This window comes from Mycobacterium sp. IS-1590, from assembly GCF_001500025.1.
GTDB lineage: Bacteria > Actinomycetota > Actinomycetes > Mycobacteriales > Mycobacteriaceae > Mycobacterium.
This window is the reverse complement of sequence record NZ_LQIW01000048.1, coordinates 162,564-188,674: the sequence shown is the minus strand read 5'-3', so window position 1 is coordinate 188,674 and position 26,111 is coordinate 162,564. Positions and strand designations below refer to the sequence as shown.

Sequence of the window (26,111 nt, the reverse complement as noted above, 5' to 3'; positions counted from 1 at the left end):
GGATATGACTGCAAGCACCAGAACCGGCGGTGCGCCGTTCGTCGTGGGACTCGGCGGCACGCTACGGGCGAATTCGTCGACCGAACGCGCGCTGCGGTACTGCCTGGGTGCGGTCGAGCAGCACGGCGGGCGGACCCGGTTGTTCGCGGGGCCCGATCTGGACTTACCGATGTATGCCCCGCACTCGCTGGAGCGCACGCCTGCGGCCCTCGAACTGGTCAGCGCGCTGCGGGATGCGGACGCCGTGGTCGTCGGCTCGCCCGGATACCACGGAGCGATCTCGGGGTTGGTCAAGAACGCGCTCGACTACATCGAAGACCTGCGGGAGGACCCGCGCGTCTACCTGGACAACACGCCGTGGGGCTGTATCAGTTGCGCCTACGGTTGGCAGGCGGCGGTCAACACGCTCGGGCAGTTGAGATCCATCGGGCACGCGCTGCGGGCGTGGCCGACCCCGCTGGGCGTGGCGATCAACTCCGCCGACGAGATCTGGGACGCGGCAGGGGAGTTGATCCATGACGCCACCCAGAGCCAGCTGGACATGCTCGCGACCCAGGTGCTGTTCTTCGCCAAGACCGCCCGGGAGACGGCGTGACGCCGCCCCAACGCAAGTCGGTGCTGGTCGACGGGCTCGTGACCGGCTATCTCGAAGCCGGACAAGGCGATCCGATCGTCCTGCTGCACGGCGGCGAGTTCGGCGCCGGCGCCGAACTCGGCTGGGAACACAACATCGCCGCGCTCGCCACGCGCTATCGCGTACTCGCGCTGGACATGCTCGGGTTCGGTGAGTCGGCGAAGGTCATCGACTTCAACGACGGCCGCGGAATGCGGATCCGCCACATCGCCCGGTTCTGCGAGGTCGTCGGTGTCGAATCCGCGCACTTCGTGGGGAACTCGATGGGGGCGGTGAACCTGTTCGTCGACGCCACCTCCGAGGCGCCCGTGCTGCCCGCCCGCAGCCTGGTCACCATCTGCGGAGGCGGCGAGATTCAGCGCAACGAGCACTCGGCGGCGTTGTACGACTACGACGCGACGCTCGCCGGGATGCGCCGGATCGTCACGGCGCTGTTCTACGACGCCTCCTACCCCGCCGACGAGGCATACGTCCAGCGCCGCTACGAAGCCAGCATCGCGCCCGGCGCGTGGGAAGCGTTGGCGGCCGCGCGGTTTCGGCGACCCGGCCTGGAGCCCCCGCCACTGCCGTCGAGCACGCGCGCTTATGAGCGCATCACCATCCCGACTCTGGTGGTCGAGGGGGGCGGTGACAAGCTGCTGCCCCGTGGCTGGGCGGCCGAGATCGCGGGACAGATCCGCGGCGGGCAGTCGGCGGTGATCGACGCGGCCGGGCACTGCCCGCAGATCGAACAACCCGATGCGGTCAACGAACTACTGCTCGGCTTTCTGGCCGACCTACACGAAGGGGCGGCATGACCGGCGAACTCCAGGGCAAGGTCGCGGTCGTCACCGGCGGCGCGTCGGGACTCGGTGAAGGACTGGTGCGGCGGTTCTGCGCCGAAGGCGCCAAGGTGATCGTCGGCGACATCGACCGCGGGGGCGGCGCCCAACTCGTCGCCGACCTCGGCGACTCCGTCCGCTTCATCGAGACCGATGTGGCCGAGGTCGAACAGGTGACCCGACTGGTGACGACGGCGGTCGAGGAGTTCGGCGGCCTGCACGTGATGGTCAACAACGCGGGCGTGTCGGGCAAGATGTTTCCGAAGTTCCTCGACGACGACCTCGCCGACTTCCACCAGGTGATGGCCATCAACGTGCTCGCGGTAATGGCCGGTACACGCGATGCGGCCCGGCACATGTCGAAACACGGCGGCGGATCGATCATCAACTTGACCTCGATCGGCGGCATCCAGGCCGGCGGCGGGGTGATGACGTACCGGGCGTCGAAGGCCGCCGTCATCCAGTTCACCAAGTCGGCGGCGATCGACCTGGCCCACTACGAGATTCGCGTCAACGCGCTCGCCCCGGGCAACATTCGGACCGCGATCGTGCGTAAATCGGCGACGGGAGAGGACCTCGAACGCCTCGAGGCATTCGAGGCCAAGATCCGCGAACAGATGCGCAACGACCGGCCACTCAAACGCGAGGGCACCGTCGACGACGTCGCCGAGGCCGCGCTGTACCTCGCCGGGGACCGTTCCCGGTACGTCACCGGAACCGTCCTTCCCATCGACGGCGGCACCAGTGCCGGGAAGGTGATCGTCCGCAAACCGAAGTCATGACCGCCATGACATCTTTAAATCAGTCGCTTGACTTAACGGGCTGGGAGCGGTTGACTGTGACGGTGACCACTGCCAGAAGCGTGCGCACCGAACGAGCCAGCACCACCCGCGAAGCGATCCTGGCCGCCGCCGAGCGCCTGTTCGCCGAGCACGGCGTCTATGCGGTATCGAACCGTCAGGTCAGTGAGGCCGCAGGGCAGGGCAACAATGCCGCGGTCGGCTACCACTTCGGCACGAAGGCCGACCTGGTGCGGGCCATCGAGCAGAAGCACCGCGTCTCGACCGAGCGCCTGCTGTCGCGGATGGTCGCCGAAATCGGCGACTCGACCGATCTGCGTGACTGGGTCGCGTGTCTGGTGCGTTCGCTCACCGAACACCTAGCCCAGATCGGGACCCCGACGTGGTACGCGCGCTTCGCCGCGCAAGCGCTCGCCGACCCCGAGTATCACAAGATCGTGGTGAAGGGCGCTCTGGAGTCGCCGTCGGTGCAACGCGTCGTCGTCGGCATCACCCGCTGCCTGCCGGACCTGCCGCCCGCGGTGGTCACCGAACGAAACATCATGGCTCGCAACCTGATGATGCACACCTGCGCCGACTTCGAACGTGCCTTCGCCGAGGGGGCCGACATGCCGCGGACCACCTGGAACTCCGCGGCGTCCGGGCTCATCGACGCGATCGTCGGGTTGTGGCAGGCGCCGATCACGGAGCACCCGGCGTCATGAAACTGACTGTCGATCAAGACAAGTGTGTGTCATCGGGCCAGTGCGTGCTCAACGCGAGCGACATCTTCGACCAGCGCGACGACGACGGTGTCGTGGTCCTGCTCAACGACAGCCCCGCGGACGACCAGGCCGACGACGCCCGCAAGGCGGCGGCGGCCTGCCCCGCACTCGCCATCCACATCGAGGAATGAGAAAGTCCGTATGTCTGACACCTTGACCGGAACCCCCGACGTCTCCGCGGATATCCCCGAATACCCGATGGAGCGCGACACCCGCTGCCCGTTCGCCCCGCCACCGCAGATGCTCAGAATGGGTGAGGTCAAACCGCTTTCGCGGGTACGGATCTGGAACGGCACCACTCCGTGGCTGATCACCGGGCACGCGGTGGCCCGCGAGTTATTCGCCGACTCCCGGGTCAGTGTCGACGACCGGATCGAAGGCTTCCCGCACTGGAACGAGCACATGCTGTCCACGGTGTACAAGCGGCCGCGCTCGGTCTTCACCTCCGACGCCGAGGAGCACACCCGGTTCCGCCGGATGCTGTCCAAGCCGTTCACCTTCAAGCGGGTCGAGGGTCTGCGGCCCGCCATCCAAGAGGTGACCGACGAGTGCATCGACAACATCCTCGCCGGTCCGCAGCCCGCCGACATCGTCAGCAAGCTGGCACTGCCGGTGCCCACAAGGGTCATCAGCGAAATGCTCGGCGTGCCTTACGAAGACCACGAGTTCTTCCAGCACCACGCCAACGTCGGCCTGGCCCGCTACGCCTCGGCCGAGGACGGGCAGAAGGGTGCGATGAGCCTGGCCAAGTATCTCAGCGATCTGGTCAAGACCAAGATGGAGAACCCGTCGGAAGACGCGGTGTCCGACCTCGCCGAGCGAGTGAACGCCGGGGAGATCAGCGTCAAGGAGGCCGCACAGTTGGGCACCGGCCTGCTCATCGCCGGGCACGAGACCACCGCCAACATGATCGGCATCGGCGTGCTCGCGCTGCTCGAGAACCCCGAACAAGCAGCGCAGCTGCGCGATTCGGATGATCCCAAGTTCATCGCCAACGCGGTCGAGGAGCTGATGCGCTACCTGTCGATCATCCAGAACGGCCAGCGCCGCGTCGCGATCGAGGACATCGAGATCGCCGGTGAGACCATCCGCGCGGGCGAGGGCATCATCCTCGACCTGGCGCCTGCAAACTGGGATGCCACCGCTTATCCCGAACCCGACAAGCTCGACCTGGGCCGCGATGCCGGCCAGCAGCTCGGCTTCGGCTACGGCAGGCATCAATGCGTCGGCCAGCAGCTCGCCCGCGCCGAACTGCAGATCGTGTTCCACACGTTGCTACGGCGCATACCGACGCTGAAGCTGGCCGTGCCGTTCGAGGATGTGCCCTTCAAGCATGATCGCCTCGCCTACGGCGTCTACGAACTTCCGGTGACCTGGTAGCCAGGTCCGTCCTTCAGCCCGATTGGAGTGTCAACGATGTCAGCACCAACTACCGCCACCCTGTATCCCCCCGAGGGCTTCGGCGCCCCCAAGCACCGCAAGGGCCACGCCACAGGCGATTTCGGGTTACCCACCGGCACCGAGATCTTCTCCGCCGACAATCACATCTCGGTGGCCGACGACATCTTCTACGACCGCTTCCCCGAGGAACTCAAGGGCGCCGCGCCACGCATCTGGTACGAGGACGGCGCCTACATGGTCGGCATGAAGGGCAAGGCCTGGACCGGCGGCGACTTCGGCCGGGTCCTGATGCAGTACGACGACCTCGCCGGTGCGGCGTCGAACAACATCGAGGCCCGCGTCCGTGAGCTCAAAGAGGACGGCATCGACAAGGAGCTGGCCTTCCCGAACGCGGTGCTGGCGTTGTTCCACTACCCGGACAAGGCTCTGCGGGAGCGCGTTTTCCGGATCTACAACGAGCACATCGCCGATCTGCAGGAACGCAGCAAGGGCCACTTCTACGGTGTCGGGCTGATCAATTGGTGGGATCCCAAGGGGACCAGGAGCACGCTGGAGGAACTGAAGTCGCTGGGGCTGCGGACGTTCCTGCTGCCGCTCAATCCCGGCAAGGACGACGACGGCAACATCTACGACTACGGCAGCTCCGACATGGACGCGGTGTGGGACGAGATCGAGGCCGCGGGCGTGCCGGTCAGCCACCACATCGGTGAAACACCGCCCAAGACGCCGTGCCAGCACAACAGCGTCGTGGTCGGGATGATGGTCAACGTCGACTCGTTCCGCGAGCAGTTCGCCAAGTACGTGTTCTCCGGCATCCTCGACCGTCATCCATCGCTGAAGATCGGCTGGTTCGAGGGCGGTATCGCCTGGGTGCCAACGGCTTTACAGGATGCCGAGCACATGCTCGCGTCGTACCGGCACATGTTCAACCATCAGCTCGAGCATCCCGTGCGGCACTACTGGGACAACCACATGAGCGCGTCGTTCATGGTCGACCCACTCGGCCTGGAGCTCATCGACAAGATCGGCGTCGACAACGTGATGTGGTCGTCGGACTATCCGCACAACGAATCCACCTTCGGATACTCGGAGAAATCGTTGAAGACGGTCGTCGACGCGGTCGGACCCGAGAACGCGGTGAAGATCGTATCCACCAACATCAAGAATTTCCTGGGGATCTCGTGACCACATTCGCTCCGCAATCGGCGTCGATCGACATCCCGGAGGTTCCCGACCTCGCCCGGATGTACCGGGAATGCGGTGTGCGGCTGCGCGACTCGATGAAGGACAAGGGTGTCGACGCACTCGTCCTGCTCGGCAACGGCAATGTCGTGTATGCGACCGGCGTCAGCTGGCCGCTGCTCGACGCCGGGCTCTCACACGTGGAACGCCCGGTCGCGATCGTGCTCGTCGACGACCCGCACCCACACCTGTTCATGCCGCTGCGGGAGGGGTCGTCATCGCAGACCGATGTGCCCGACGATCATGTGCACGGGCCGCTGTACCTCGAATTCGACGAGGGCGTCGAACAATTCGCCAAGGTGCTGGCCGATCTGGTTCCTGCCGGAGGCAAGATCGCGGTCGACGAGCTCACCGGCGCCATGCGTCGCGCGTCGGCCGCGTTGTTCCCGTCGGGTCCGCCGTCGGACGCCGCGCAGGTCGTCGGGCCGGCCAAGCTGGTCAAGACGCCCGACCAGATTTCGTGCGTCCGAACCGCCTGCCGCATCACCGAAGAGGCGATGGTCGACGTACAGAAGGCCCTTGCCCCCGGCGTTCGGCAAGTCGACCTCTCGGCGGCGTTCGTCCGGCGCGCGTTCGAACTCGGCGCGACCGCCAACATGCTCGAGGCCATCTGGCAGGTGATGCCCACGACCAAGACCAGCGGTTCGGTCTGGACCACCACCGGAGACCTGGCGCTGCCCTTGCTGACCACCGAACGTGAACTCGAACGCGGCGACGTGTTGTGGACCGACGTCAGCATCACCTACAAGGGATACTGCTCCGACTTCGGCCGCACCTGGTTGGTCGGCGAGGAACCGGACGACCGTCAGCAGGCGCAGTACGAGAAGTGGCGCGAAATCCTGTCCGCCGTGCTGTCGGTCACCAAGGCCGGCGCCACGAGCGGTGACCTGGCCCGCGCGGGGATCGCCGCCAACGGCGGCGCCAAGCCGTGGCTACCGCACTTCTACCTCGGTCACGGCATCGGCACCAACGCCGCCGAAATGCCGATGATCGGAACGGATCTGGGTGAGGAATTCGACGACAACTTCGTGTTCCCGGCCGGGATGCTGCTCGTGCTCGAACCCGTGGTGTGGGAGGACGGCACCGGTGGCTATCGAAGCGAGGAGATCGTGGTCATCACCGACGATGGTTATCAGTCCATCACCGATTACCCCTACGCCCCCTACGGACGGAACTGAACTGAATGGCACTCGAGATTCTGCCTGACGCAGCCGATCTGCGGCGTGGTCGCCGTGAGCGCGCGCTGGCCCAGATGGAAGAACGCGACATTGACATCCTGGTGCTGGGCCGGCAGGCCAATGTGCGCTATGTGACCGGTGCCCCGCAGTTGTGGGTGGCGGGCACGCGGCCGTTCGGACCGATCTGCGAGGTCGTCCGCTCGACCGGTGAGATCCACCTCAACAGCACCTGGGACGAGGGCATCCCCGACGAGATCCCCCACGACCACCTCTACGGGCTGGCGTGGAATCCGATGACACTCGTCGAGGTGCTCAAGGCGCTGCCCGGGGCCGCCACCGCCAAACGGGTGGGAACCGATTCGCTGACACCGACATTCGCGCAACTGCTGCCGATGGCGTTTCCCAACGCCGAACTCGTCGACGCCGAGCCGGCGCTGCGGGCGGCACGGCGGATCAAGACGCCCGACGAGATCGCGGTGCTCCGCGGCGCGCTCAGCGTGGCCGAAGCGGCGCTGGACGCCGCACGAGCCGAGTTGGCGGCCGGAACGACCGAGAAGTCGCTGACCGGTGCGCTGATGGAGGCGATGGCCGCCGGCGGGGTGACCACGCCCGCCACCCAGGACGGCGCCTGGGTGACCAGCAAGGAACACCCGTGGCGGCGTGCCCGCAGCGACGGCCGTATCGAAGACGGCGATCTGGTGGCGTTCTCTGCCGGTGCCCTGGCCGACGGGTACGTCGGTGAAGTCGGCCGCACATGGCCCGTCGGTGAGGTGGAAGGATCGGCGGTCCCGCGGCTTTATGATCGCTGGAACCGACTGTGGGACAACCTGTTGGACGCGTGCCGGCCGGGTCGGCCTGCGAGCGGGCTGCTGACCGCCTACGAGGCGGCCGGCGAGCCGCTACCGTCGATGCCTGTCGCCCACGGCCTCGGCCTGGGCTACGACTCGCCCGTCGTGACCCCGGCCCTGCGGTCCACCATCGCCGACGAACTGCTCGAACCCGGCATGGTGCTCGCGGTCAGCGGCTACGTCTGGCAGCAGGGGGTGGGGGCGGTCTTCAGCCGCGATGCCGTGCACGTCACCGCCGACGGGGCCGAGGTGTTGACCTCCAGCCCGCTCTGGAGTGGTGCGGGCGTCGGAATCGGTTGACGCGACATGTCGGATTCCGGGAGTCGGCCCGCCCCTGAGGAGATCGTCCTCTACGAGAAGGACCCGGCGACCAAGATCGCGACCATCACGTTCAACCGGCCGGAGTACCTGAACGCACCGACGTCGGCTGCGCGGTTACGCTACGCCGACCTGCTGCGCGGCGCCACCGTCGACGACGACGTGAAGGTCGTGGTGATCCGCGGTGTCGGGGAGAACCTCGGCAGCGGTGCAGACCTGCCGGAGTTCATGGACGGTGACGACGAGGCGCGGCTGGCCGAGCTGCGGGTGGACGATCCGAGCGTCGTCTATCCCCCGAAAGGGTCGTTCCGGCACGGCGCGACGATGGGGCAGTGGTACGCCAACGTCGCGGCGGGCAACCGAGCGTTGCAGGAACTCAAGAAGATCAGCATCGTCGAGGCCAAGGGATACTGCTACGGCTGGCACTTCTACCAGTGCGCGGACGCGGACCTGGTGATCTCCAGCGACGACGCGTTGTTCGGTCATCCGTCGTTCCGGTACTTCGGCTGGGGACCGCGGATGTGGACGTGGGTGATGACCATGGGGCTGCGGCCATTCCAGGAGATGGTGTACACCGGTCGCCCGTTCACCGCCTCGGAGATGAAGGAGTGCAACTTTCTCAACATGGTGGTGCCGCGCGACCAGCTCGAGGCCGAGGTCGCCAAGTACGCCCACGCATGTGCACGGAACCGTCCGGTGGACAGCGTCTTTCAGCAGAAGATGTTCTTCGAGGTGGTCAAGCAGTTCCAAGGTGAGTACCTCGGCAGCCTGCTGTCGGCGATGTTCGAGTCGATGGGCGGCGCGGCACGACCGGACGGCGACGACTTCATGCTCGCCGACGCGATCGATGTGGGCCTCGCTGACGCCGTCAACGACAACGACGACAAGTTCCCGCCCGAGTTCCGGTTGAGCAAGGCCAACCGCAGAAAGAAGGATTAGTGCCGGCGCTGGACGAGTACACCGTCGTTGACCTGTCGAGCGGCATCGCCGGTGCCTACGCCACCAAACTACTTGCCGACGGTGGCGCCACGGTGATCAAAGTCGAGTCACCGCAGGGTGATCCGCTACGAAACTGGTCCGCGTCCGGTGCGCGCATCGAGCCGGGCTGCGACGGGGCGCTGTTCAGTTTCCTGGCCTGCTCGAAACACAGCGTCGTCGTCGACCCGGACAGCGCCGACGACCTCGAACTGCTGCGCGCACTGATGCATTCGGCCGATGCGGTGGTGTGGTCGCGCGGATCTCAGGTGGCCGAGCTCGAGGAGTTCACCCCCGCCGCGCTGGCCGATACGTACGGTCATCTGACGGTTACCGCGATCACCCCGTTCGGGCTCGAGGGGCCGTGGGCCGACAGACCCGCCACCGAGTTCACGCTGCAGGCGTGGTCGGGCGGCATGATCGGGCTGGGCCGGGGCGCCCCGGATCGCGCGCCGGTGTTCGTGGCGGGTCAGATCGGGGAGTGGCTCGCGGGAGCATATGCGGCCGCGGGCACCACGGCGGCTGCGGTCGGTCTGGTCGACGTCTCGATCCTCGAAGCCCAGATCCTCTGCCTGACTTACTATTCGGTGTCGTTCAACGACGCTCTCGGGCGGCCGTTCCGGGACCGTCGCCGGCTGACCGTGCCCGGTGTCGCGTCCGCGGCCGACGGCCTGGTGGCGCTGGGGTGCGGCACTGCGCAGCAGTGGTTCGACCTGTGCGCGATGGTCGGCCACGACGAGTGGATCGACGAGGGCGGCGACCTGTCGATCACCGAACAGGCCAACATTCACGCCGAGCAGATCTACGAGTGGGTGAGGGAGAACCGCGTCGAGGACATTCTCGAGCTGTCCAGCGCGTTTCGGATCCCGAATGCGCCGGTCGGAAACGGCGCCACTGTGACGGGTTTCGACCAGTTCGTCGAACGTGGCACGTTCGTCACCAATCCGCGTGACGGCTTCACACAGCCCGGGGCGCCGTACCGCACCACACCGTCGCTGCTGCGCGAGCCGCAGCCGGCACCACGCCTCGGCGAGCACACCGATCTATATCGTTCGCGAACGGTACAACAGGGTCGTGATTCCGCCGGGGATGCGACTCTGAGGTTGGGTTCGCGAACGGTACAACAGGGTCGCGATTCCGCTGGGGATGCGACCCTGGGGTTGGGTTCGCGAACGGTACAACAGGGTCGCGATTCCGCCGGGGATGCGACCCTGGGGTTAGTTTCGCGAACGGTACAACAGGGTCGTGATTCCGCCGGGGATACGACCCTGGGGTTAGTTTCGCGAACACCGTTTGAGGGGCTACGGGTGCTCGATATGACGAGCTTCTGGGCCGGTCCGTCGTGCACCCACATGCTGGCGCTACTCGGCGCCGAGGTGATCCACATCGAGTCGGCGGCGCGGCCCGACGGCACGCGGCTGATCGCCGGGGTGCCGATCACCGAGGAGCAGTGGTGGGAACGCTCGCCGATCTTCTCCGGCCTGAACACCAACAAGAAAAGTGTCACGCTCGACATCCGGACGGAGCGCGGCGTCGAACTGCTGCGCCGGCTGATCACGACCTGCGACGTCGTCGTCGAGAACTACACCCCGCGCGTGCTCGATCAGATCGGTCTGGACTTCGATGCCGTGCACCGGCTGCGCCCCGACGCGATCGTGATGCGCATGCCGGGCTTCGGGCTCGACGGGCCGTGGCGCGACAAGCCGGCGTTCGCCTACGTGATCGAGGACTGTTCCGGAATCACCTGGCTGACCGGATATCCCGATCAGAACCCGGTCGAGCCGTATTCGGTCGGCGACCCCAACGCCGGTGTGCACGGCCTCAACGCTCTGCTACTCGCGCTGGCGCACCGGCGACGGACGGGGCAGGGAGTACGGATCGAGGCCGCGATGGTCGACGCGGCGCTCAACGTCGCCGCCGAGCAGGTCATCGAATACTCGGCCTACGGGAATCTGCTGCAGCGGCAGGGCAACCGGGGTCCGGCCGCCGCGCCGCAGAACCTGTACCGCACCAGTGAACTCGACGAATTCGGTCGCCCGGACGACTGGGTCGCCATCGCGGTGGCCACCGACGAGCAGTGGGCCGGCCTGGTCGACGCCCTCGGCTGTCCGGCGTGGGCGACCGACGAGATGACCACGGTCGACGGGCGGCGCCGCAACCACGACACCATCGACGAGCACCTCGGCGCATGGTGCGCCGCGCGCACCGGAGACGAGATCGTCGAAACGCTCTGGGCGACAGGTGTTCCGGTGGCCAAGGTGATGCAACCGCACCGTGTCGGCGACCTTCCGCAGCTGGTGCACCGCGGCTTCTACGAGGAGGTCGACCATCCGGTCAACCCTCCCGCACGACACAGCACGCTGCCCATGCGCCTCGGGTCCGTGCGCAGCTTCCACCACAGCCCCGCACCGCTGCTGGGACAGCACAACCGCGAGGTCCTCACCGGTCTCGGGCTCAGCGAGGACGAGATCGCGGCACTGGAGGAGCAGGGGGTCATCGGATCGGCTCCCGCGGGTCTCACCATTCGCACGACCAAAACTGGTTGACTCGACCCGTGGCAATCGATCCGTCGGACATCCTGCTGACCGGGCGCGTCGCGGTCGTCACGGGCGGCGGCGCCGGTATCGGCAAGGGAATCGCCGAAGGGCTCACCGCCTTCGGGGCGTCCGTCGCGATCTGGGAGCGCGACCCCGACACCTGCTCCGCGACCGCCGAAAGTATCGGCGCGCTGGGTCTCGTCACCGATGTGCGGGACAGCGCCCAGGTCGACGCCGCGCTCGAGTCCACCGTCGGCGAGCTCGGCGAGGTGTCGATTCTGGTCAACAACGCCGGTGGCACCTTTTTCTCCCCGATGCTCGAGACCACCGAGAACGGCTGGGATGCGCTGTACAAGGCCAACCTCCGTCACGTGCTGCTGTGCACCCAGCGGGTGGCACGCCGTCTCGCGGCGGCGGGCAGCCCCGGCAGCGTGATCAACGTGACGTCCATCGAAGGTGTGCGCGCCGCACCGGGATACGCCGCATACGCCGCGGCCAAAGCCGGCGTCATCAACTACACGCAGACCGCGGCGTTCGAGCTTTCAACGCACGGCATCCGGGTCAACGCGCTCGCCCCGGACCTCACCCTGACCGAGGGGCTGATGCAGATCTCCGGCGGGACGTTGAACTCCGACATCGCCCCCGGCATACCGATGGGCCGACCGGGTCATGTCGACGAAGTCGCTAGCGCCGCAGTGTTTCTGGCCTCCGATATGGCCAGCTACATCACCGGCCAGACCATCCACGTCGACGGCGGGACCCACGCCGCGGGCGGCTGGTATCACCACCCGCAGACGGGCAGGCCGACGCTCGGCCCGCCGGGGTGATTTCGGTGTCAGTGGGTCCAGCCGGCGGCAGCTTGGTCGTCGAATGTGCGGTCGATGCGCTCGAAGCGACGGCGAATCGAGCCGCGAGCCGCGCTGTGCGGTAGCACGTAGAGCCGGTTGGCTTCGATCGCGTCGGCAGTCAAGCGGGCCACCTCGTCGACATTGAGCACGGAGTCGTCGCTCGGATTCGACGCCAACTGCTGAACCGAGTCCGCGCCCGACGCGGTGGCTGGACCGTAGTCCTCACTGCGCACGCGTTCGGTGTTGGCCAGCAGATTGGTGTCGACGATCATCGGGCACAACACCGTCACACCGATGCCGTTGGCGCGCACCTCGCGCGACAACGTCTCCGCGAGCGCGACAACGCCGTACTTGGCGACGCAGTAGGGGCCGAGCCCGACGTTGGGGATCAGCCCGGCGAACGACGATGTGAACGCGATGTGGCTGTCGGCTTCCTGCGCGAGCAGCCGCGGCAGGAATGCCTCGACACCGTGGATCGGTCCCCACAGGTCGACGTCGATGACGAACCGCCAGTCGTCATGGCTGGTCTGCGCGATCGGGCCGGCGTAGGCGATACCGGCATTGTTGAAGACCAGGTGCACGTCGCCGAACACGCCGAATGCCTCGTCGGCCAACCGGTTGACGTCGTCGAACTTCCGCACGTCGCACACCACGCCGTGGGCCTCGACGCCGTCGGCGCGCAGGTCGGCCACGGCACGGTCGAGCGCGGCCGAGTCGATGTCGCTGAGCATGATGCGCGCCCCGCGCCGGGCGAACTCCTGCGCGGCGGCGAAACCGATGCCGCTTGCACCGCCGGTGATGACCGCTGCGCGGCCGTTGAACGTCTCCACCCGCCGAAGACTAGGCGGTCAGGTCAGATCGCGGGGTCGATCCCACGCCGGCTCGCCCAGCCGGGCGCGGATCGCCGCCCACGGGTCCGCGTACTTGCCGGGTGTATTGCGGTATGCGCCCCGTCGCGCGAGCAATGCGCGCGCAAGCGGCGCAAGCGGTGTCAGCAACCGCATCGCGTACCGCGTCCAGCCCGCGTTGGCGGCGGCCTCGGCTTTCATGTCGGGCCACGAGTAATGCTGGAACCGCAACGCTTCCTGCGCGCGCGTCGTGTCCATCCAATCGGTGACGAACCACGTGTCGTCGCGCCCGGGGTCGCCGGGTCTGCCGGGCGGCAGTACCCCGGGCAGGCCTCGGGCCGCCGCCAGCGCCGCGCCCACGTCGCCCTGGCGGATCCGGTGCGAGTCGTCGCCGGCGATCAGCAGGATCTCCCCGACGACGTCGGCGGTGGTCGCCGCGGCGAAGGCCCACGCGACATCGCGGACATCGACGGTGTGCAATCGGCCGTCGGTCGGAAGGAGGCTCTCGAAGTACAGGGCGTCGGCGCTCATCGGCATCGCGTTGGGATCGGTGCTCAGCACACCACCGAGACGCAGAACCACCCACGGCAGTTTCGAGGCCCGCACGATCGCCTCGGCCTCCGCCTTGGTGCCGCTGTACAGATCGCACGGCCGCATCGGGTCATCGGCCCGCACGGGCGCGCTCGCCGTGTGTGGGTTGCGCGCACCGTAGACCGCGTTGCTCGACGCCTGCACGAAGCGCGGCGGGGTCGGTTGTTGTTCGGCGATGCGCACCAGCGTGGCGGTGGCTTCGACGTTGACGCGCCGGGCGAGGTTGGGGTTCTTGTAGATCGGCGGCGGGATCACGGCGGCCAGATGGATGATCGCCTCGGGCGCGGTGTCGGCGACAAGTCGCTGCACCTGAGCCTCGTCGGTCAGGTCGGTCCATCGCACCGAGGCGCCCCGCGGGAGTTTCGCCTGTGCTTTCCTGTTCGCGGGGGTCTCCAGGTCGGCCACCACCACCGAGCGTCCGAGTTCCGCGAGCCTGCGCACGGTCGCCGACCCCACCAGGCCGAAGCCGCCGGTCACCAATACCGCCGCCATCCTGCCTCCCACCTGCGAATATGACATTCTCTTTTTACGAAAGTACCATGTTCAGGTCTAGGGGAGGGGCGGCGCGGGGTATGACAGGTACGCCATGAACAGCAATGGGGCACAGAAGCCGGAAGTCGCCAAGTGGGACCCCGCGTTCACCCGCGGCATCGTCAACACGGTCGGCCCACTCATCCGGCGATACTTCCGGGCCGAGGTGCGCGACGTGGACGCCATGCCGGCTGCCGGTGGGGCGCTGTTGGTGTCCAATCACTCGGGCGGCATGCTGACCCCGGACGTGCTCATCTTCGCGCCCGCCTTCTACGAGAAGTTCGGCTTCGACCGCCCCGTGTACACGCTTGGGCACGACGCCATATTCGTTGGGCCGGTCGGCACGTTGCTGCGCCGCGCGGGCGTCATCGGGGCCAATCGGGAGAACGCGGCGAAGGCCTTGCGTGAAGGCGCGGTGGTCCTGGTGTTCCCCGGCGGGGATTACGACTCCTACCGGCCGACGTTCAGCGAGAACGTGATCGACTTCGCCGGCCGCACGGGATATGTCCGGACCGCGATCGAGGCCGGTGTCCCGATCGTGCCGATGGTTTCGGTCGGCGCTCAGGAGACGCAGCTGTTTCTCGCGCGGGGCGACTCGATCGCCCGGCGCATCGGCCTCAAGCGGCTGCGTGCCGAGATCCTGCCGATCAGTGTCGGATTCCCGTTCGGGGTGTCGGTGTTCTTCCCGCCGAACCTTCCGTTGCCCGCCAAGATCACCACGCGGGTGTTGCCGCCGATCAACGTGGTCGAGCAGTTCGGGGACGACCCGGACGTGAAGGAGGTCGACGAGCACGTGCGCTCGGTGATGCAGGCCGCGCTCGACGAGCTGGCCGCCGAACGCCGATTCCCGGTGTTGGGCTGAGAAATGGCCGACGTTGTGGGACTCGTGCAGACGCTGTGGCGGGCGGGCCTGATCGCTCCGCTGCGCCCCGACAAATACCTGCGGATGGGTGCGGCGATGCGCCGCGTGGGCATGACGGCGACGGTCGGTTTCGCCGCGGCCGCGCAGCGCTGCCCCGACCGTCCCGGGCTCGTCGATGAACGCGGCACCCTGACCTTCAAGCAGATCGACGACCGCTGCGACGCGGTGGCCACAGCGCTGCAGAACCTTCCCGGCGGCGCCCCGAAAACCGTTGCCGTCATGTGCCGCAACCACCGCGGCTTCATCGAGTCCCTGGTGGCATCGAACCGGATGGGCGCCGACGTCTTGTTGCTGAACACCTCGTTCGCGGGACCGGCGCTGGCCGAGGTGGTCGATCGGGAAGGCGCCGACGTCGTCATCTACGACGAGGAGTTCTCCGAGATCGTCGACCGGGCCATGGCCGACAAGCCCGACGCGACGCGCATTCTCGCCTGGACCGGTGAAGCCGCCGACGGGCTGACGCTCGATCAACTCATCGAGTCCAATATCGGCAAGCGGCCCGCCCCGGCCGAACGCAAGAGCGACATCATCTTGCTGACGTCCGGCACCACCGGGACCCCGAAGGGCGCCAAGCGCGGCGAAGGCAGCGGCGGCGCAGGCGATCTCAAGGCGGTGCTGGACCGGACGCCGTGGCGCGCCGAAGAGGCGACCGTGATCGTCGCGCCGATGTTCCACGCGTGGGGCTTTTCGCAGTTGCTGTTCTCCGCGCTGCTGGCCTGCACCATCGTCACTCGGCGCAAATTCGACCCTGAGGCGACGCTGGAGTTGATCGACCGATACAAGGCGACGGGCCTGGTGGTGGTGCCGGTGATGTTCGACCGGATCATGGACCTTCCGGACGAGGTGTTGAACCGCTACAGCGGCAAGTCACTTCGCTTCGCGACGGCATCGGGTTCCCGGATGCGTCCCGATGTCGTCATCAAGTTCATGGACCGGTTCGGCGACGTGATCTACAACAACTACAACGCCACCGAAGCGGGGATGATCGCCACCGCGACGCCGGCCGACCTGCGAGCCGCTCCCGACACGGCCGGGACCGCCGCCGACGGCACCGAGATCCGCATCTATGACGCGGATTTCAACCAACTCCCAGCGGGGGAGACGGGTCAGATCTTCGTCCGCAGCGGCACGCTGTTCGACGGATACACCTCCGGCAAGACCAAGGACTTTCACGACGGTTTCATGGCCTCCGGGGATGTCGGTTACCTCGACGAGGCGGGGCGGTTGTTCGTGGTCGGCCGCGACGACGAGATGATCGTCTCCGGCGGCGAGAACGTGTACCCGATCGAGGTCGAGAAGACACTGGCCCAACACTCCGATGTCAAGGAGGCGGTGGTGCTGGGCGTCGACGACGAGCAGTACGGTCAGCGCCTCGTGGCCTTCGTCGTGCTCAACGACGGTGGAAGTGCCGGCCCCGACGACCTCAAACAACACGTCCGCGACAACCTCGCCAACTACAAGGTGCCGCGGCAGATCACCGTCCTCGACGAACTGCCGCGCGGCAGCACCGGAAAGGTGGCGCGAAAGGACCTGCTCGATCGGGTCGACTAACGGGCCGCCGGGGCGGGAGCCATCGCCGTACCCACCACGGAAAGTGCGGGAAGCCCTGCCGCGGAACGGATTTCGTCGAGTCCGTGCACCATGGCGTCGGTGGCCTCGTGGATGTCGTCGAAGGTTCTGTCGTCGGACAGGATCGAGATGTCCACCTGGTCGACGTAGCTCCACACGGTCATGTTGAACGCGCTGCCGGCCGACAGCACGCCGATCGAATAGATCTCGCTCACCGGGGCGCCACCGATGTGGCCGCGACGGCGTGGTCCGGGCACGCTCGATACCGCGACGTTCATCAGCGGATTGTGCTTGGCGCGCTGGCTCTGCCAGCGCAGTAGCGCCGGTGTCAGCGGGGGAGGCAGGTATTCCATCAGCTGGCCCTGCAGTTTGGGGCCGAGCAGTTCGTAGTTCTCTTTGGCCCGTCCCGTCGCCAGGGAGGTCAACCGGACCCGTTCGAGCGGATCGTCGATGTGGACGGGCAGAGACACCGACAGGCCGCCGATCTCGTTGCCGGTGATCCGGTCGGGGGACAGGTCCGTGCTGACCGGGACCGACGCCATCAACGGACGGTCCGCGCGCCCGTCGTAACGCAACAACAGTTCTCGCAGCCCGCCCGCCGCAGTGGCCAGCACAAGATCGTTGAACGTCACCTCGAGCTGCTTGGCCGTCTCCTTGACCTCGGCCAGCGACAGCGAGGCGGTGGCGAACGTGCGTCCCGGTGAGACCACGTGGTTGAGGAAGGTCTGCGGGGTGCGGAACATCTTCGCCAGGTCCGGCAATTCGGCGCGCTCCTTGGCGCGGCGCCGCAACTTGGTGAACCCCCGGACGGCGTCACGGGCGAGAGTGGGCAGCGCGGCGACGTTCGTGGCGTGGTCGCGCATCGCGAACTTCATCAGCTCGGAGCGGCCCGGTGTGTCACAGACGGCGTAGTCCTCGTGCTCGTGCTGCGTGCCGTCCGCGAGATCCATCAGCCGCGCAAGCAGATTCGCCGACGCCACACCGTCGGCCAGGGTGTGGTGCACCTTGCCGATGAGCGCGAACCGGTCGTCTGCCATTCCCTCGGCGAAGTGGAACTCCCACAGCGGCCGGCTGCGGTCGAGCGGCGTGCTGGCGATCCGGCCGATGACCTCGTCGAGCTCGCGGCGACCGCCTGGGCTCGGCACGTGCACACGGCGCAGGTGGTAGTCGAGATCCACCGGGCAGTCCTCGAGCCACATCGGATGGTGCAACTTCCAGGGAATGTCGACGAGCCGATAGCGCAGCGGGTCGAGCAGGTGCAGTCGCCGGGCGATGGTTCGCCGGAAGTGATCGAAGGTGAAGTCACCGTCGAATTCGGCGGCGTTGATGATCGCGACCTTCAAGGTGTGTGTGTGCAGGTTGGGCGTCTCGCTGTAGAGCAGCATGGCGTCCATGCCGTTGAGTCGCTTCACTTCCCCACCCCCTGCGGACCGTCGGTGTCCAAGGGCTCCATCGAACCACTCCGGCGGTGATGATCGGGGGGGTTTCAGTCAGCGGGAGCGCGGAACGCCTGCTCAGTTGACGGCGGGGATGACTTTGTCGGCGAAAAGCTGGGCGTACTCGACGAACCGTTCAGCGGGCAGTCCGGGGGTCCGCAGCATCATGAAATGCTCGACGGGTATTCGCTCGCGCATCGCGCGGAAGTGAGCGACGGCCTGATCCGGCGTCATGATCTGGAGGATTCCGCTGCGTTTGAAGGTATCGATATCCATCTGCTGCGTCGCGGCGTTGGCCATACCGATCGCGTTGTCCTCGTTCATCCATGCGCCGTAGCTGGAGAACACGTGGTGGTAGAAGGGGGCGAGCTCCTCGAGAGCTTCGTCGGGATCCTCGGCAACTGTGAAGAACAGCCCGGGAATACGGATGGCTGCGGTGGCCGGATCTCTCCCGCGGAGTCGCAGTTTGACGAGATAGGAGTCGCAGACCTCTTCATTTTTGAGGTAGCCGTCGGCGTGAACGGCGACCCGCTCGAGGGCCCGGTCCGTGAATCCGCCGATGTAGAGAGGAATTTGTCCGCGCGGTGGCGCGGGCATGATTCGCGCGTCCTTGACGGTGTAGTGCTTTCCGGCGAAGTCCACCGTCTCGCCGGCCCACAGCGCGCGAACGATGTGCAGGAACTCGTCGAAACGAGTTCCACGCCGGTTGAACGATTCTCCGTACATCTCGTATTCGCGGCGCCGGTAACCGATCGCGAGCGCTGTCTCGAGCCGGCCGTCGGAAAGGATGTCGAGAACAGCGCACTCTTCGGCGAAGCGCACGGGGTGATAGAGAGGCCCGATCGCGACGGCCGCGCCGATACGAAGCGTCGATGTTCGTGCCGCCATTGCTGCCAAAACCAGATTCGGCGTCGGGAGATAACCGTCGTCGGCACCGTGATGCTCGGGTAACCATGCGCCGCGAAACCCGACGGTCTCAGTCCAGGCAACTATGTCGAGCGTTTCCCGATACACGTCGACCGAGGGGCGCCGCCACTGCTCGGGATTCCGCATGTCGTACAGATAACCGAAGGTGAGCGCCACGGGTCTTACCTACCGCGCGTCATCCGACGCTACCGGCCAATGATCGAGCCATGTCGGCGGCGGTGGCGACCGACTGCAGCACCATGGACCCGAATGCGTCGGCGACCTCGCGGTCGCCGTCCGGAGACGTCGCGTTGCGCGCATAGGTTCGTTCCAACACGATGCCGATCTTGAAGTTGGCCAACACCAGGTAGTAGTCGAGGTTGTCGGTCGGCAGGCCGCTGATGTTCTCGTAGTGCTCCAAGAGTTCACTGCGCGGCGGCATGCCCTCCATCGGCAGGTAGAAATCGGTTTTCGGCTCGTCACCGTCGTAGCCGAGGACCGCCCAGGCGAGGTCCAGCAAGGGGTCGCCGATCGTGGTCATCTCCCAGTCCACCAACGCGGCCAATCGTGCCGGTGCACCGTGGGCGAACATCACGTTGGCGAACTGGTAGTCGCCGTGCATGATGCCTGGCGTGAAGTGTTCGGGCCGGTTGGCTCGGAGCCAATCGGCGGCGATGTCCAACCCCGGCAGCTCACGAACCTGAAAACCCGAGAGAAACGACAACCAACGGTCGACCTGACGTTCGTGGAAGCCCTCTGGCCGGCCGAAACCCTGGAGACCCTGCGCCCGCCAGTCCACCCGTGCCAATTTCGCGGCGCCTTCGACCAGCTGGAACGCGAGTCCGCGTCGGGCCTCCAGATCGGTGTCGAAGGGCGCCGCCCAGCCCCTGTCCATCGGGCTCCACCCGTCGATCTCGGCCATGACATAGAACGGCTTGCCCAGCACTTCACCCGTCTCGTCCGCAGCGATCAATTCTGCGTGGGGGACGTCGGTACCCGACAGGGCGCGCACCAGGCGGATCTCGCGCAGCAGGTCGGCCAGTCGCCGCTCATCAGCGCGATCACCCGGCATCCTCATGACCATCCGGCTCCCGCCGCGTTGGATCACGTACAGCGCGTTCTGGGACCCACCTGAAAGATGCTGCAGCACAGGCAGTTCACCGCTTCCGGTCACTTCCTGTTCGTCGAGCCATCGGCTCAGGCGGTGGACGTCGATGCTATTGTTCACGAAAGCGCTCCTGTTTATGTCCGGACTCGATTCAAGCAGTGGCTTTGGGACCGCGAGGATTCCAGAACGACAGACGCCAACTGGACATGTCCAGGCAGTCGGACATGACGATTCTTCCGGCCGCCACGCCCTCCTGGATCTTGTTCAGGATGGCATCGACATCGCCTTCCATCTCGTAGATGATCGCGTACCGATGCTCGGGTGCTGTTCCGCCCTCCATGTGATAAATGTCGGCGTCCTTGAGGTCGTAGCGTTGCGCCGACAGCATCCCGGGAATGGCGAGCAGGTCCGGAATGTGGACGTTGTCGTACCAGTCGTTGAACTCGTCGTCCCTGCCCTCCAACGGGTTTGAGAAGACGATCTGGATAAATCTGTCGGACATGTTGCTCCTGTTCTGATCTCAGGTGTTCTGTTCCATCGCGGCGATCCATTCTTCGTAGTCGGCTGCCTTCGCGGACAACAGTTCCTGGCCGAGGGTTGAGTCCAATATGAGGAAGCGCTCCGCGTCGATCGCATTGACCAAGCGGTCAGCCACCTGCGCAGGAGTCGCGGCATTCTGCACTATCGGGTGGTCGGCCGGTATTCCGTCACCCAGCAGCATCGGCGTCAGCATCGGGCCCGGGCAGAAGCATGAGACCTTGATCCCTTTCGGTCGGTACGTGGCGGCCAGCCACTCCGAAAATCCCAAAGCCGCTTTCTTGGTAACCGAGTAGGCCGGCTTGTCGGGGTGTAGCGCCAAAGCGACGATCGACGCAGTCTGAAGAAGATAACCCTCGCCGCGCGCGAGCATCGCCGGCAGCACTTCCCGAACGGCGTACACGTGCGACATCACATGCAGGCGCCAGCTCACGTCCCACAACTCGTCATCGGCGATGCGGCCGTGCTGAGCAGGACCGGTGTAACCGGCGTTGCTGAACCAGATGTCGACATCGCCGTGGGTTCGGCGAGCCAGGTCTGCAACGGCGCGGACGTTCTCCTCCACCGTGATGTCGCACGCCAGACCTACGGTGTCGACCGCTTTGCAAACACGCTCGACACCCTCCGGGTTCTTGTCGGTGACAACAACTTTCGCGCCCTCATCGGCGAATCTGTGCGCGCACGCCTCACCGATTCCGCTACCGGCTCCGGTGATGACGACGACTTTGTCGCGCAGCTGCATCTATAAGGCCCGCTCCGAAGACGCCATGGCGGGGCGCAACTCGCTGACCGACTTGACGCTGATGTCCCAATCGCCGACCTGAGCACGCAGCGCGCCCACCGTCGCCTGTTCACGGGGGACGTGCGCGAACGGATCGTACCGGAAGTGCCGCATGGCGTTGAGGTGTGTGATCTTGTTTATCTCCTCGTCGGGGACGTCGACAAGTGACTTCATCAGCACCTCCGGCGCCTGCGGCCACGTGGTGTCCGAGTGCGGGTAATCGCACTCCCAGGTGATGTTGTCGATGTTCAGGTGATGGCGGTTTTCGATGCCCACGAAATCGTCGATGAAGCAGAAGATCACGTGCTCCTTGAAGATCTCGGATGGCAGGCGATCACCGAGGTCCATGCCGCTCCAGTGCTGTGTGTGCTTGTAGATGTAGTCCACCCGCTCGCAGAAGTACGGCAGCCACCCTGTGCCCCCTTCGGACAGGGCAATACGAAGCGAGGGGAATTTCCGGAAGACCGGGCTCCACAGCAGATCCGCTGCGGCGGAGAACAATCCGATCGGAGAGAGGGTATAGATGAGCTCGATGGGCGCATCCGGAGAAGTCATGGGTGGCGCAGAATTCGACCCGAGGTGGATGCACACGACGGTGCCCTCGTCGGCGCAGGCCTCCCAGAACGGATCCCAGTGCTCGTCGTAGATGCTCGGCAGGCCCAGGTCATAGGGGCTGGAAGAAAAGGTCACGGCGTGGCACCCACGTGCAGCGAGGCGCCGCACTTCGGCGGCAGTACCCTCCGGGTCCCACATCATGGGTAGTCCCAGAGGGATGATCCGGCCGGGGTGTGTGCCTGCCCAGTCTTCGACGTGCCAATCGTTGTAAGCGCGCACCATCGCCGCGGCCTGGTCCTTGTCCGCGGTCTCCATGAACAGCTGACCGCAGAATCGGGGGAAGGATGGAAAGCACATCGAACCGAGAACGCCGTTGGCGTTCATGTCCTTTACCCGAGCGTCGATGTCGTAGCAGCCCAGCCGGATCTCTTCGATCGATGTGGGTTCCATGCCGAATTCGCTCGGTGGACGCCCCGCTACGGCGTTGAGCGCGGGGTTGAGAATCTCCTGGTTCTCATAGGTCCAGGCCATCGTACCGTCGTCACGACGGATGAACCGGGGTGCCTTGTCTTCATATTTCTTGGCGACCCGCCCCTCGAACATGTGGGCCGGTTCGATCACATGGTCGTCCACGCTCACCAGAATCAGATCATCGACGTTCATTTTCTTCCTTTTCTTCGGTGACGGTTCGCCGCGACGGTTGTGCACAACGGATCAACCCATCAGGTCGAGCATCAATCGCTCACTGAATTCCGACTCCTCGGCCCACGCCACATTGGCCGCCATGGCCCGCGTCCACACGGACACCGCACGGGCTGAGTCATGATCAGCAGCCGCGCTGACGAACTGTGAGAAAAGGCCCTGAGTCCGGCGATTGGATTTCGTGACCCAGGGAAGGCCCGTTACGTCGGCCGTGATGCTCGGTTCGACGGCAACGCGAACCCAGTGCAGAATCTCGGCGATCACGGTGAGTGCGGGATTCTTGACGGCAGAGAATGCGATCTTCTCTGCCTCTCGATAAGTGGTGACGAACCTTGCGGTGTCTTCGACGGATTCGGCGAGGTCGGTGTTGATGCCGTTGAGAACGGTGAGTTGTCTCGCTCCGATCCGCGATGCGACCAGACCCATGATGGAGGGTTCGATCAGCCGAAGTCCCCGGTGGAAGTCGGCCAGGGTGGTGCCGCGCGCTTCGAGCACGATCCCGGCCAATTTGGCGGCGACACGTGTGGTGGGAGTCCGGATGGCAGCCCCGGCCCGGTCGCCCGTGCGCAGATCCAGAAGGAACTCCATCTCCAGAATCCGTAAGGCCTCCCGCAGTGTGGGTCTGGATATGTCGAATTCGGCGGCCAACTCGGCCAACGGCGGCAGGCGGTCCCCCTCACCCAGCCGGCCCTCGGCGATACGCGCTCGGATCTCGGTGGCCACCACAGACGCCCGGCGGGGTGCCGATTCGCCACTGTCGTGCCCGGCCTGGGCCCGCCACAGCGGTGTGACATCGATCGGTTGCCGGCTGACGTTCCGGCTTACCAGCATCCGATTGGTGGTGTAAAGGTAGTCGCTCCAAGTATTTTGGGCGAGCGCCCCGTCCCTGCGCCTGGCCGCGTCCAGGAAGGCGCTGTGGCTGACCACCACGCGCCGAGCTATCTGCTCGGCCGAAGAGTTGTCGGTGCTGCCGATGGAGGAGTAGACCTGCCCGGCGTAGATGTCCCGGAAGACGCCGGCGATGACCGCAAGGGTGCGGTTTCCGGACAGCTCGATGACGGCCTGGTCGAAGGCCGACATCGCGGTGACGAAGGCGAGCGGACTGTCGGCCGCCCGTTCCGCATCGTGGAGTTCGACCAGCGTTTCGATGTCTTCGAATCCGGCTTGGGCAGCGAGTAATTCCGCTGCCGGCGGTTCGACGACCGTGCGCACCTCTTCCAGATGAGCGAGGGTGGTCTTGCGCAGTTGCAGAAGAAGCGCCACGTATCGGGCCACCGCGTCCAGGCCGGGCCGCCGGACCACCGCGCCACCGCCGCGGCCGCGCCTGATCTCGACGAGCTGCTGGGACTCCAGGATCCGCAGCGCCTCGCGCAGTGTCTCGCGGGAAATCTGCAGTTGCGCGGTCAGGTCTGCTTCGGGTGGGAGCTGCTGATCGGCGGCGAGCTGGCCGCTGAGGATCTGGCGCCGAAGGTCGTCGGCGAGCAGATGCGAAACCTTCCTGGTGTTGCGCCTCGGCAGGGCGCGCCACACCGGGTCGCCACCGTCCATGGGCACAGGTGTGACGGCTTCGCGGGTCTGCGTATCGCGGTTTTCGGTCATACCGCAGTCAATACCATCGCGCCGCATTGTGGATACAGGCCGCTTGCCACCAATGCGACCTGAGCCTCGGGAACCTGCCGGGCCCCGCCCTGACCTCGCAGTTGCAGCACCGCCTCATTCAAGAGGCCGATTCCGTGGAGTCGGCCTTCGGCAAGCTGGCCGCCCGCTGTGTTCAGGGGGAAGTCGCCACCTGGCGCCAGGCGTTTTCCATCGCCTACCCAGTCGCCGAATTCCCCTCGAGCGCAGGCGCCGAGCGTTTCGATCCACGCCACGGTCACCGGTGTGAAGCCATCGTAGAGTTGCGCGACGTCGACATCATCGATCGTCACCGATGACCTGCGCCATAGCCGCTGAGCGCAATCGGCCATACCTCCGTAGAGGAAGTCGACATCGAAGACCCAGTCCGCGCCGCGTCCGGTGGCGTAGCTCATCGCGTCGACCAGCACCGCGGGTTGGCGTAGATCCTTCGCACGCTCGGCGGTGGTGATGACGGTGGCCACCGCGCCGTTCACGGGGTAATCGCAGTCGAGTACGCGCAGCGGGTCGACGATCATCCGTGAGGACAGATAGTCGTCCAGGGTGACTTCGTCCCGCAGCACGGCACGGGGGTTGAGTGCAGACCACCTTCGTGCGTTGACCGCGATGCGGCCGAAATCTTCTTCCGGGCGTTCGTACTCATCCATCCAGCGGCGCTTCTTCAGCGCGAGATTCACCAGGATGCCGCCGAGGTAGCCGTAGGGGGTGAGGAACTGATCTCGCCCGGTGATCTCGGCCGGCCCGCTGACCACACCTCCCTGGTGGCCGGCGGCGCGGGTCAGGCACCGGAAGGTGAGTACGGTTTCACACACCCCGGAGGCCACGGCCATGACGCCCGCGAGGGCGCCAGCCATTCCCGACGGGTTCGATGCCATGATGTCGGCGAAAGCGGCCAGGTCTGGCACCCCGAGCAGTCGCGCCATATCCTGGGCGCCAGGCGATTCCGGCCCGAACTTGTATTCGAAGATGCCATCGATGTCTGTTGCGTTCAGCCCGGCATCCGCCAACGCATCGGCGGTCGCCGCGAGCGCGAGCGAGTTCGGGTGGGGCTCGCCCTTGCGGCTCAGTTCGGAGTAGCCGACGCCGACGATTGCGACGGGACGGGTCAATGAACTCATCAGGCGGCCTCGGAGAGTCGGAACTGCGGAAGCGTGAGCGAACCCCGGTTCGCGTACACGACCTCGACCCGCATGCCGCAGGAAAGCGCAGTGCCATCGGGAACACCGACCAGATTGGTCAGGATGCGCAGGCCGGGTTGTTCGTCGAGTTCGACGAGCACGACAACATACGGCAGAGCGTCGATGAAGCCGGCGTGCAGCGGCCGGTCGACCACCGCGTAGGAGTAAATGAAACCGCGGCCGGAAACTTCGGCTGGCTCGAAATCCTGTGCCTGGCAACGGGAGCAGCATACTTCAGGCGGATACTGCAAAGTGCGGCACGAGCCGCAGCGCTGAAGTACCAGTCGATGCTCTGCGGCGGCGTTCCAGAAGAACCCGCTGACATCGTCGGGCGCCGGCACCGGCCGAGGATCGGCCGACGTTTGGGCGTCCTTCTCAGTCACCGATCTCCTCCGCTCGCGGTGTCGTAACTACTAAAGCTAAAAAATACGACAGAGTCAACTATT

At 66.0% G+C, this 26,111-nt stretch carries 25 protein-coding genes; 14 read left to right on the top strand and 11 right to left on the bottom strand.

The features are described from left to right. The first annotated feature begins 4 nt into the window (after positions 1-4). From AU197_RS21915 to AU197_RS21860, 12 genes are read left to right on the top strand one after another with little or no spacing between them, the layout of a single operon-like run. Entirely contained in the window at positions 5-595 is a 591-nt protein-coding gene (locus AU197_RS21915; RefSeq protein WP_064405605.1) for an NADPH-dependent FMN reductase, read from the top strand. After that, a complete protein-coding gene (locus tag AU197_RS21910; protein ID WP_064405391.1) occupies positions 592-1,431 on the top strand; it encodes an alpha/beta fold hydrolase in 840 nt (279 codons plus the stop codon). Before AU197_RS21915 ends, AU197_RS21910 begins: the two co-directional genes overlap by 4 nt. Next, positions 1,428-2,237, top strand: a complete 810-nt coding sequence (locus AU197_RS21905) for an SDR family NAD(P)-dependent oxidoreductase (RefSeq protein WP_064405390.1) — start codon at positions 1,428-1,430, stop codon at positions 2,235-2,237. The genes AU197_RS21910 and AU197_RS21905 overlap by 4 nt, the downstream gene beginning before the upstream one ends. Before the next feature lie 5 nt (positions 2,238-2,242). Next, positions 2,243-2,959 (top strand): TetR/AcrR family transcriptional regulator, encoded by a 717-nt coding sequence (locus tag AU197_RS21900; RefSeq protein ID WP_064405603.1) that lies wholly within the window; start codon positions 2,243-2,245, stop codon positions 2,957-2,959. After that, a complete protein-coding gene (locus AU197_RS21895) occupies positions 2,956-3,150 on the top strand; it encodes a ferredoxin (RefSeq protein ID WP_064397455.1) in 195 nt (64 codons plus the stop codon). Before AU197_RS21900 ends, AU197_RS21895 begins: the two co-directional genes overlap by 4 nt. A gap of 10 nt (positions 3,151-3,160) precedes the next feature. Next, positions 3,161-4,399 (top strand): cytochrome P450, encoded by a 1,239-nt coding sequence (locus AU197_RS21890; protein ID WP_064405388.1) that lies wholly within the window; start codon positions 3,161-3,163, stop codon positions 4,397-4,399. Between the two features lie 36 nt (positions 4,400-4,435). Continuing rightward, a complete protein-coding gene (locus tag AU197_RS21885; RefSeq protein WP_064405387.1) occupies positions 4,436-5,605 on the top strand; it encodes an amidohydrolase family protein in 1,170 nt (389 codons plus the stop codon). A gap of 59 nt (positions 5,606-5,664) precedes the next feature. Then, the gene (locus AU197_RS21880; RefSeq protein WP_197415630.1) at positions 5,665-6,840 is read left to right on the top strand and encodes a M24 family metallopeptidase; all 1,176 of its coding nucleotides are present in this window, start codon (positions 5,665-5,667) and stop codon (positions 6,838-6,840) included. A gap of 5 nt (positions 6,841-6,845) precedes the next feature. Continuing rightward, the gene (locus tag AU197_RS21875) at positions 6,846-7,988 is read left to right on the top strand and encodes a M24 family metallopeptidase (protein WP_064405383.1); all 1,143 of its coding nucleotides are present in this window, start codon (positions 6,846-6,848) and stop codon (positions 7,986-7,988) included. Between the two features lie 6 nt (positions 7,989-7,994). Continuing rightward, positions 7,995-8,945 (top strand): enoyl-CoA hydratase/isomerase family protein, encoded by a 951-nt coding sequence (locus AU197_RS21870; RefSeq protein ID WP_064405381.1) that lies wholly within the window; start codon positions 7,995-7,997, stop codon positions 8,943-8,945. Beyond that, positions 8,945-11,527, top strand: coding sequence for a CaiB/BaiF CoA-transferase family protein (locus tag AU197_RS26715; RefSeq protein ID WP_064405379.1), 2,583 nt, complete (start codon positions 8,945-8,947; stop codon positions 11,525-11,527). Before AU197_RS21870 ends, AU197_RS26715 begins: the two co-directional genes overlap by 1 nt. 8 nt (positions 11,528-11,535) lie before the next feature. Beyond that, entirely contained in the window at positions 11,536-12,345 is an 810-nt protein-coding gene (locus tag AU197_RS21860) for an SDR family NAD(P)-dependent oxidoreductase (protein WP_064405377.1), read from the top strand. 8 nt (positions 12,346-12,353) lie between these two features. On the opposite strand, the gene AU197_RS21855 is transcribed toward AU197_RS21860, so the two are convergent. Together AU197_RS21855 and AU197_RS21850 are read right to left on the bottom strand one after the other, a co-directional pair. After that, positions 12,354-13,196, bottom strand: coding sequence for an SDR family NAD(P)-dependent oxidoreductase (locus AU197_RS21855; protein ID WP_064405375.1), 843 nt, complete (start codon positions 13,194-13,196; stop codon positions 12,354-12,356). Between the two features lie 18 nt (positions 13,197-13,214). Continuing rightward, positions 13,215-14,297: an NAD-dependent epimerase/dehydratase family protein gene (locus AU197_RS21850; RefSeq protein ID WP_064405373.1), complete on the bottom strand. Its 1,083-nt coding sequence runs from the start codon at positions 14,295-14,297 to the stop codon at positions 13,215-13,217. 94 nt (positions 14,298-14,391) lie between these two features. On the opposite strand from AU197_RS21850, the gene AU197_RS21845 reads away from it, so the two are divergent. Both AU197_RS21845 and fadD12 read left to right on the top strand, forming a co-directional pair. Continuing rightward, on the top strand, positions 14,392-15,198 hold the full coding sequence (locus tag AU197_RS21845; RefSeq protein WP_064405372.1) for a lysophospholipid acyltransferase family protein: 807 nt from the start codon (positions 14,392-14,394) through the stop codon (positions 15,196-15,198). 3 nt (positions 15,199-15,201) lie between these two features. After that, a complete protein-coding gene (fadD12, locus tag AU197_RS21840; RefSeq protein ID WP_064405370.1) occupies positions 15,202-16,809 on the top strand; it encodes an acyl-CoA ligase FadD12 in 1,608 nt (535 codons plus the stop codon). Here fadD12 and AU197_RS21835 read toward each other — a convergent pair. The 9 genes from AU197_RS21835 to AU197_RS21795 form a co-directional block, all read right to left on the bottom strand. After that, a complete protein-coding gene (locus AU197_RS21835) occupies positions 16,806-18,239 on the bottom strand; it encodes a WS/DGAT/MGAT family O-acyltransferase (RefSeq protein WP_064405368.1) in 1,434 nt (477 codons plus the stop codon). The two genes, fadD12 and AU197_RS21835, sit on opposite strands and share 4 nt — an antisense overlap. 102 nt (positions 18,240-18,341) lie before the next feature. Then, positions 18,342-19,346, bottom strand: a complete 1,005-nt coding sequence (locus AU197_RS21830; protein ID WP_231745148.1) for an LLM class flavin-dependent oxidoreductase — start codon at positions 19,344-19,346, stop codon at positions 18,342-18,344. A gap of 19 nt (positions 19,347-19,365) precedes the next feature. Further along, entirely contained in the window at positions 19,366-20,397 is a 1,032-nt protein-coding gene (locus AU197_RS21825; RefSeq protein ID WP_064405366.1) for a phosphotransferase family protein, read from the bottom strand. 31 nt (positions 20,398-20,428) lie between these two features. Then, the gene (locus AU197_RS21820) at positions 20,429-20,779 is read right to left on the bottom strand and encodes a DUF4286 family protein (protein WP_064412932.1); all 351 of its coding nucleotides are present in this window, start codon (positions 20,777-20,779) and stop codon (positions 20,429-20,431) included. A gap of 18 nt (positions 20,780-20,797) precedes the next feature. After that, the gene (locus tag AU197_RS21815) at positions 20,798-21,556 is read right to left on the bottom strand and encodes an SDR family NAD(P)-dependent oxidoreductase (RefSeq protein ID WP_064405362.1); all 759 of its coding nucleotides are present in this window, start codon (positions 21,554-21,556) and stop codon (positions 20,798-20,800) included. Then, a complete protein-coding gene (locus tag AU197_RS21810) occupies positions 21,557-22,813 on the bottom strand; it encodes an amidohydrolase family protein (RefSeq protein WP_064405599.1) in 1,257 nt (418 codons plus the stop codon). A 51-nt stretch (positions 22,814-22,864) separates the two neighbouring features. After that, positions 22,865-24,451, bottom strand: a complete 1,587-nt coding sequence (locus tag AU197_RS21805; protein ID WP_064405360.1) for a FadR/GntR family transcriptional regulator — start codon at positions 24,449-24,451, stop codon at positions 22,865-22,867. Further along, a complete protein-coding gene (locus AU197_RS21800; RefSeq protein WP_064405358.1) occupies positions 24,448-25,605 on the bottom strand; it encodes a thiolase C-terminal domain-containing protein in 1,158 nt (385 codons plus the stop codon). Before AU197_RS21800 ends, AU197_RS21805 begins: the two co-directional genes overlap by 4 nt. Further along, the gene (locus AU197_RS21795) at positions 25,605-26,006 is read right to left on the bottom strand and encodes a Zn-ribbon domain-containing OB-fold protein (RefSeq protein ID WP_197415625.1); all 402 of its coding nucleotides are present in this window, start codon (positions 26,004-26,006) and stop codon (positions 25,605-25,607) included. Before AU197_RS21795 ends, AU197_RS21800 begins: the two co-directional genes overlap by 1 nt. Between the last annotated feature and the right edge of the window lie 105 nt (positions 26,007-26,111).

Bases quoted from the DNA above. Each gene is read 5' to 3' on its own strand.
- AU197_RS21820 (WP_064412932.1), bottom strand. From the start codon at position 20,779: ATGTCCGACAGATTTATCCAGATCGTCTTCTCAAACCCGTTGGAGGGC.
- AU197_RS21880 (WP_197415630.1), top strand. From the start codon at position 5,665: ATGTACCGGGAATGCGGTGTGCGGCTGCGCGACTCGATGAAGGACAAG.
- AU197_RS21800 (WP_064405358.1), bottom strand. From the start codon at position 25,605: ATGAGTTCATTGACCCGTCCCGTCGCAATCGTCGGCGTCGGCTACTCC.
- AU197_RS21850 (WP_064405373.1), bottom strand. From the start codon at position 14,297: ATGGCGGCGGTATTGGTGACCGGCGGCTTCGGCCTGGTGGGGTCGGCG.
- AU197_RS21900 (WP_064405603.1), top strand. From the start codon at position 2,243: ATGACATCTTTAAATCAGTCGCTTGACTTAACGGGCTGGGAGCGGTTG.
- AU197_RS21905 (WP_064405390.1), top strand. From the start codon at position 1,428: ATGACCGGCGAACTCCAGGGCAAGGTCGCGGTCGTCACCGGCGGCGCG.
- AU197_RS21805 (WP_064405360.1), bottom strand. From the start codon at position 24,451: ATGACCGAAAACCGCGATACGCAGACCCGCGAAGCCGTCACACCTGTG.
- AU197_RS21875 (WP_064405383.1), top strand. From the start codon at position 6,846: ATGGCACTCGAGATTCTGCCTGACGCAGCCGATCTGCGGCGTGGTCGC.
- AU197_RS21870 (WP_064405381.1), top strand. From the start codon at position 7,995: ATGTCGGATTCCGGGAGTCGGCCCGCCCCTGAGGAGATCGTCCTCTAC.
- AU197_RS21810 (WP_064405599.1), bottom strand. From the start codon at position 22,813: ATGAACGTCGATGATCTGATTCTGGTGAGCGTGGACGACCATGTGATC.
- fadD12 (WP_064405370.1), top strand. From the start codon at position 15,202: ATGGCCGACGTTGTGGGACTCGTGCAGACGCTGTGGCGGGCGGGCCTG.
- AU197_RS21895 (WP_064397455.1), top strand. From the start codon at position 2,956: ATGAAACTGACTGTCGATCAAGACAAGTGTGTGTCATCGGGCCAGTGC.
- AU197_RS21915 (WP_064405605.1), top strand. From the start codon at position 5: ATGACTGCAAGCACCAGAACCGGCGGTGCGCCGTTCGTCGTGGGACTC.
- AU197_RS21845 (WP_064405372.1), top strand. From the start codon at position 14,392: ATGAACAGCAATGGGGCACAGAAGCCGGAAGTCGCCAAGTGGGACCCC.
- AU197_RS21890 (WP_064405388.1), top strand. From the start codon at position 3,161: ATGTCTGACACCTTGACCGGAACCCCCGACGTCTCCGCGGATATCCCC.
- AU197_RS21815 (WP_064405362.1), bottom strand. From the start codon at position 21,556: ATGCAGCTGCGCGACAAAGTCGTCGTCATCACCGGAGCCGGTAGCGGA.
- AU197_RS21885 (WP_064405387.1), top strand. From the start codon at position 4,436: ATGTCAGCACCAACTACCGCCACCCTGTATCCCCCCGAGGGCTTCGGC.